At 31.2% G+C, this 5,740-nt stretch carries 3 protein-coding genes; 1 reads left to right on the plus strand and 2 read right to left on the minus strand.

Annotated features, from left to right (window positions below):
* Positions 1–498: 498 nt before the first annotated feature.
* Positions 499–678 carry a 30S ribosomal protein S21 gene (gene rpsU, locus AC3DU7_RS23130; protein ID WP_488041647.1) on the minus strand — a complete coding sequence of 60 codons (180 nt, stop codon included), beginning with the start codon at positions 676–678 and terminating at the stop codon, positions 499–501.
* Positions 679–1,074: 396 nt separating this feature from the next.
* On the minus strand, positions 1,075–2,400 hold the full coding sequence (locus AC3DU7_RS23135; protein ID WP_488041648.1) for a hypothetical protein: 1,326 nt from the start codon (positions 2,398–2,400) through the stop codon (positions 1,075–1,077).
* Between the two features lie 753 nt (positions 2,401–3,153).
* Here AC3DU7_RS23135 and AC3DU7_RS23140 point away from each other — a divergent pair.
* Positions 3,154–4,563: a UDP-N-acetylmuramoyl-tripeptide--D-alanyl-D-alanine ligase gene (locus AC3DU7_RS23140; protein ID WP_488041649.1), complete on the plus strand. Its 1,410-nt coding sequence runs from the start codon at positions 3,154–3,156 to the stop codon at positions 4,561–4,563.
* The last annotated feature ends 1,177 nt before the right edge of the window (positions 4,564–5,740 follow it).

Below are 5,740 nucleotides of genomic sequence, written 5' to 3' on the forward strand. Positions count from 1 at the left end.
AAAATTGCTAAAACCAATATCAGTCAATGCTTTCAAGCTTTTTCAGCAAGCCCTACTTATAGAGGCTTTAATTAACATAGAATATAACTATTTCTGCAGTTTATTAAACTTTAGTTATATCTATAATTTTTACTATATTGTACCTTTGTGAAAGCCACTATAATCTAATATAATTTATGTTTATGGTAATTTAACATTAGACATTAATCTTATGATAAAACACTACCTAAAGGGGTATAAAATTTATTTCAACACTTCTATAAATATTCGCTAATATTAGCTACTACCAAAGTTAGAGTTTTGATAAATTTTACGGAGTAATTAAGGTTTAAAGCCTCTCCTTTTAAGGATAAAAAAGATTTTTTTTTCTTTTAGTCAATCCTATCCGTTTTCAAGGAGAGGTAATAATTAATTATTAATTATTAACTATTGAAGATAGCGACAAAACTTCTACACTAAATTATCTCAATAATTAACCTATAAAGTAAATTTTTTGCTTTAATAAAATCGTTTTTGGCGTCGTGCTGCTACGGCCTTTCTTTTTCGTTTTTCCTGAGAAGTTTCAAAGTATCGACGTTTTTTTACATCTGCAAGGATACCTGCTCTAGAAACTTGACGCTTGAATCGCCGGAAGGCCGACTCTATACCTTCGTTTTCACCTAGTAACACTTGGGTCATTACTTTTTCTTTTTGTCTTGACTGAACCTATGCTTAGTATTTAATTACCCATAGCTACAAGCTAAGGGTTTATCTAATTATTTATTCTTTATAATACGATTGCTAATTAAGCAACATATTTAATCTTTTAATCTTTACTATATTTTTTGATTTATTTTATATATGTGCGTGGAGTATAAATCCACCAGGTAAACGATATTAGAAAACTCTACTCTGAGCTTTGTTTTAACATTGCAATATTACTCCTGCATATTAACTGAGCTTCTTCTAGATTCTGGAAGTTTTAACAGTTTTTAGTAGCTCTGGGTTTACCCCGGTTTCTATAAATCGGAAGGCGCGTGGAGGGATTGAAATCTATTTATCAACATTTACTGCTGAGTGCTTATTTAAAATATTCTAACGAATGAAAGATAAATCAACCCTACCAAAATTAGTACTTAAAGCAACGTGCATATTTTCTAGAGCTTTCACTAACCACATAACAGTTTCTCTAGTGTGTGATTCGTAATGGTTAAATAGTATAGAAAATCGTTTTTCTAAGTATGGTTTGACTCTATAGCAGACCAAAACTATTTTTAGTAGAAGGCCAGTTGTTGTTATCGGACCCAGGTTAGACATTAGATTGAGAAATAGAAAGTGTTGTGGTTTTTGGGTACTTTCTACAATGAGAAATCCTAACATTTGATTACAAGTTCTCATCAGCAAAGAATCATTAAACTGTTTATCATTACTATGAGACATAGTATTTTTCAGCTGCTTATATAGTTTATTTTGGAACTGATACTTAATAGATTTAGAATCTACATCAAAAGATGTACTTAAATATTCATAGAAGCTTTCTTTAAAAGAACCATAGGATTGAGGTTGTCTAACATGGGTTAGAAAACTTTTTGCATTATCTCGATAGTTATTACCGTTTTCAACTTTACCTACAAATTGTTTAATTGCTGATAATACTTCCCGATCGCTCAAAAGAGTAGGATTTTGAATATTGTTAGTGCCTTCCCAAGGAGATACTGTCAGGTTTGAAAGATTCGTTCCTCTTTCAGAGGCAGTGGTTATTACTCTCTTTCTAATTGTATGAGTTACATATTTGGATAAGTCTATTTCAAATTTTCTCTGTTTATGTCGTTGAATTTTTCTGATAACTTGTTGGTGTTCATAGCTACTATCTGGGGTAACTAAACAATGTTGGTATAAGTAAGGGTAACGTGGAATTAGAGTTCTTAAAGGTTGAGCTAGAGCACTATTAGTATTTCTGCAACTTCCTGTTTCTTGGTTCATTAATTCTGTTAAGCGTTTTAAGGAGAGATATTGCTCGCTTCTTGTGAATGCTTGAACCAGTTCTAATAATTTTTTACTATTACGAGAACCGTAGTAGTTGCGACGTGCGGGTTGATTTTCTATTCGATCAAAAAGCTTCATTAAATCTACTAAAACATCCTTTTTATAGTTGTAGGGTTGTTTTCTATTAATAACTATATGACAGCAGCGATTTAAGATAAAATCAAACTCTTCTTCAATTTGTGGCAATGCTGTAATTCTATCTAGTGCTTGAGATATTTCTCTGTCAGGATATCCAGAACCATTAATAAATAACATTCTAAATCTTTCAATTACTTCTGTTGAAGACTCTAGATCTATCAATTGGATAAAATGGTTATAGATATCTTGTTCATCTTGAGATTTGTATTTGTTGTATTCATCCAGAAGACTTTTCATTTTATATATTTCCTACCTACTTTATGATGTTTATATTCCAGAGCTAGTCTGACGATTAATTAGCATCTATGAGTTTGTCTAAAACTATATATTTAATTCCAAATTTAGGTGGATATTTACCTTACTATACTAGGTATCATTTTTGTCTATAACTCAGTATTAATACTCCTTAGATTTATTGTATACCTAACATCGGTATTCTACAGTTGATTAATACTCATATTTTTAATTATCTTCATAATTTACTGAATTTGTGTGAAGTTTCAGTAAAGATTTTGCTTGATAAAAAACTCTCCTCCACGGGTCATTTCAGTTATCAGTTATCAGTTATCAGTTATCAGTACCTCTGCCTGAAGTCAGAGGCTTGAAATATTGAACTTTATTTTTTTCATCCCCTTGAAAGGGGAGGCTTGAGACCTTCTTTTTTGGTCAACTTTGATTGTCCTGAGTTATCGGTAGCATCTACAGTTCCCACTCCGTAGAAATCAGTCGTTACTAATTGTAATATACATAAGATCGTATAAACTTTCTTAATCCTTAGCTCGAAAAAATTTTAGTAATTTTGTCTTATGTAAGCTCTAAATTATGACAAAATTTACTAAACTTAAAAAAAATTTTTTTCTCTTGAGAATTATTTATACTTTTTACTTTTTCCTGGTTGCTTAGTTAAATCCAAAAAAATAAATTGACTTCAAAAATCACAATTACTCTAATATAATTATTACACATATTTGAGTAGGACTGCCAATAGTTATGGTCTGTCACATTAACTTATCTCAATTAATTGAAGTCTTGAGTGCTACAACACTTACAAATTTTCAGATTCCTAAAAAAACATTAATTACCGGCATAAATACAGACACTCGTAACTTACAATCTGGTGAAGGATTTGTGGCATTACGAGGTGAAAACTTTGATGGCCATAAATTTGTGAAACAGGCAATGGAAAAAGGGGCTTCTTGCGTCATTGTTGAGGAAAAATATACCTTAACGAATATAGTTAAACAACAGTCAAATAGCGTAACTATATTACAAGTAGAAAATACTTTAGAAGCTTACCAAAAAATCGCTCGTTGGTGGCGAGATAGATTTGACATTCCTGTAATTGCGGTCACAGGTTCAGTGGGTAAAACTACTACTAAGGAATTAATTGCTAAAGTCTTGGCTACTCAGGGTCAAGTTCTGAAAACTGAAGCTAATTATAATAATGAAATAGGTGTACCAAAAACTCTACTAAGACTTTCCTCTGATGATAATTATGCTGTGGTAGAGATGGCAATGCGAGGACCAGGGGAAATAGCAGAATTAACACATATTGCCAATCCGACAATTGGTTTAATTACGAATGTTGGTACTGCTCATATTGGTCGTTTAGGTTCTGTTGAAGCGATCGCTCAAGCTAAGTGTGAATTACTTGCAGAAATGTCTTCTAATAGTATTGCTATTTTGAATTATGATAACCAACGATTAATGGAAACTGCTGCTAAGTTTTGGTCGGGAGAAACTTTTACTTATGGTTTACAGGGAGGTGATTTACAAGGAAAATTAATTGATTCTCAGACTATAAATGTTGCAGGTGTGGATTTACCTTTACCTTTGCCGGGACTTCATAATGCTTCTAATTATTTGGCAGCATTGGCTGTTTTTAAGGTAATTCATGGTAGAAGTATTTCTACTAAAAATCTCTTGCAACCTTTGATTAATAATTTATCGGTTCAATTACCTGAAGGTAGGGCAAAAAGATACAATTTAGATAATGATATTCTAATTTTAGATGAAACTTATAATGCTGGATTAGAGTCGATGATTGCTGCTCTAAATTTGTTAGTTGAAACTCCGGGAAAACGTCATGTTGCTGTGTTAGGAACTATGAAAGAATTAGGAGATAAATCAGTTTTATTTCATCAACAAGTTGGCAATGTTGTGCGAGATTTGAATATTGATGGTTTATTTATTTTGGCAGATTTTGAAGAAGCACAGGCAATGGCTATTGGTGCTGCTGGTTTGCAGTTTATAGAGGTAGAAAATATTAGTTCTAAAGATGTTCATCAGAAATTAGCAACACATTTACAGGAGTTTTTACAACCAGGCGATCGAGTTCTTTTTAAGGCTTCTCATTCTGTGGAACTGAATAAAGTTGTTGAGATTTTAATTAATAAGTAATGTATTTGTAGCACAGGCATCTTGCCTGTCACAGTTGTATCTTAACTAAGTATGAAAAACCCTGCAATATTAAATCTATATTTGTTCTTGACTTTATTAAATAGTTCTTGACTTTATTAAATATGATTTTTTTAAGAAGCAGGCCAATTATAAATTATATAAGATAAAACATTATCAGAAAGAACAGTTGTATGACCACAATTATTATGTAAGTTCGTTTGAATGCGTCGTCATATTTTTTGTAACTTATATTTGACATTGCAACTCCAGTACCATAAGAACCTCCAATTATCGTATAAAAACGTAAAATATCTTCTGGAATATCAAAAATAGAATAGTTATCGAAGTAACACATGACAAAAGTTATCGTGTTGATGTGAAAATAATAAATAAATATTGCCATGTGAAGCATAGAAAGAACATCAGCAGAACTTTCTTCTTGGTAAAAAGAGCTTTCAATAATTGATAATTGATAATTGATAATGGATAATTGATAATTACCTCTCCCTAAAACGGATAGGATTGAATAAAAAGAAAATTTTTTCTTGTTTCTCCTTGCTCATGAGAGGCTTTATACCTGAATTTTTCTGTAAATACCTGTAAAGCAACACATTATCAAAATCATAGGTATATGTTTCAATAATTAAGAATTAAGAATTACCTCTTCTTATAAATAAGAGGATTGCTTCAAAGAACTTTTTTATTTTTTCTCCATGAAAGGAGAGGCTTTATACCTGATTTTTTCGGTAACTATAGCCCAAAAAAATCTGGTATTTCTTGTATTTTTATTTTTTCCTAGAATATAAAAAAATCTTGTTACGCTAATAAAAATTATTCCAGTTATAATCCTTTGAGAAAATATTTGAGGGTTATTCCCCAAGAAATCAAGAACTAAAGGATTTATTGAATCTAGTGGTACTAATAATGCAATTGACACCCAAAAAGATATTACACACAAAACCACTGTTGCTACGACTGCTTTTATTAGATTTATTGCTGAGTAGAAGAAAAAGTAAAATAAATTAAATATAGTACGAAAACGAACAATGAAATAAAGAACAAATTTTCTGAAATACTTATAGCAATGAGCGCTGGTATATTTACAAATTGCAGGATGGGCCTAATAGCTAAAAGTCTTATATGATTCCTACGGAATGCTTGCGCAAACAGCAATTTA

The sequence above is a fragment of the Okeania sp. genome, assembly GCF_983059655.1.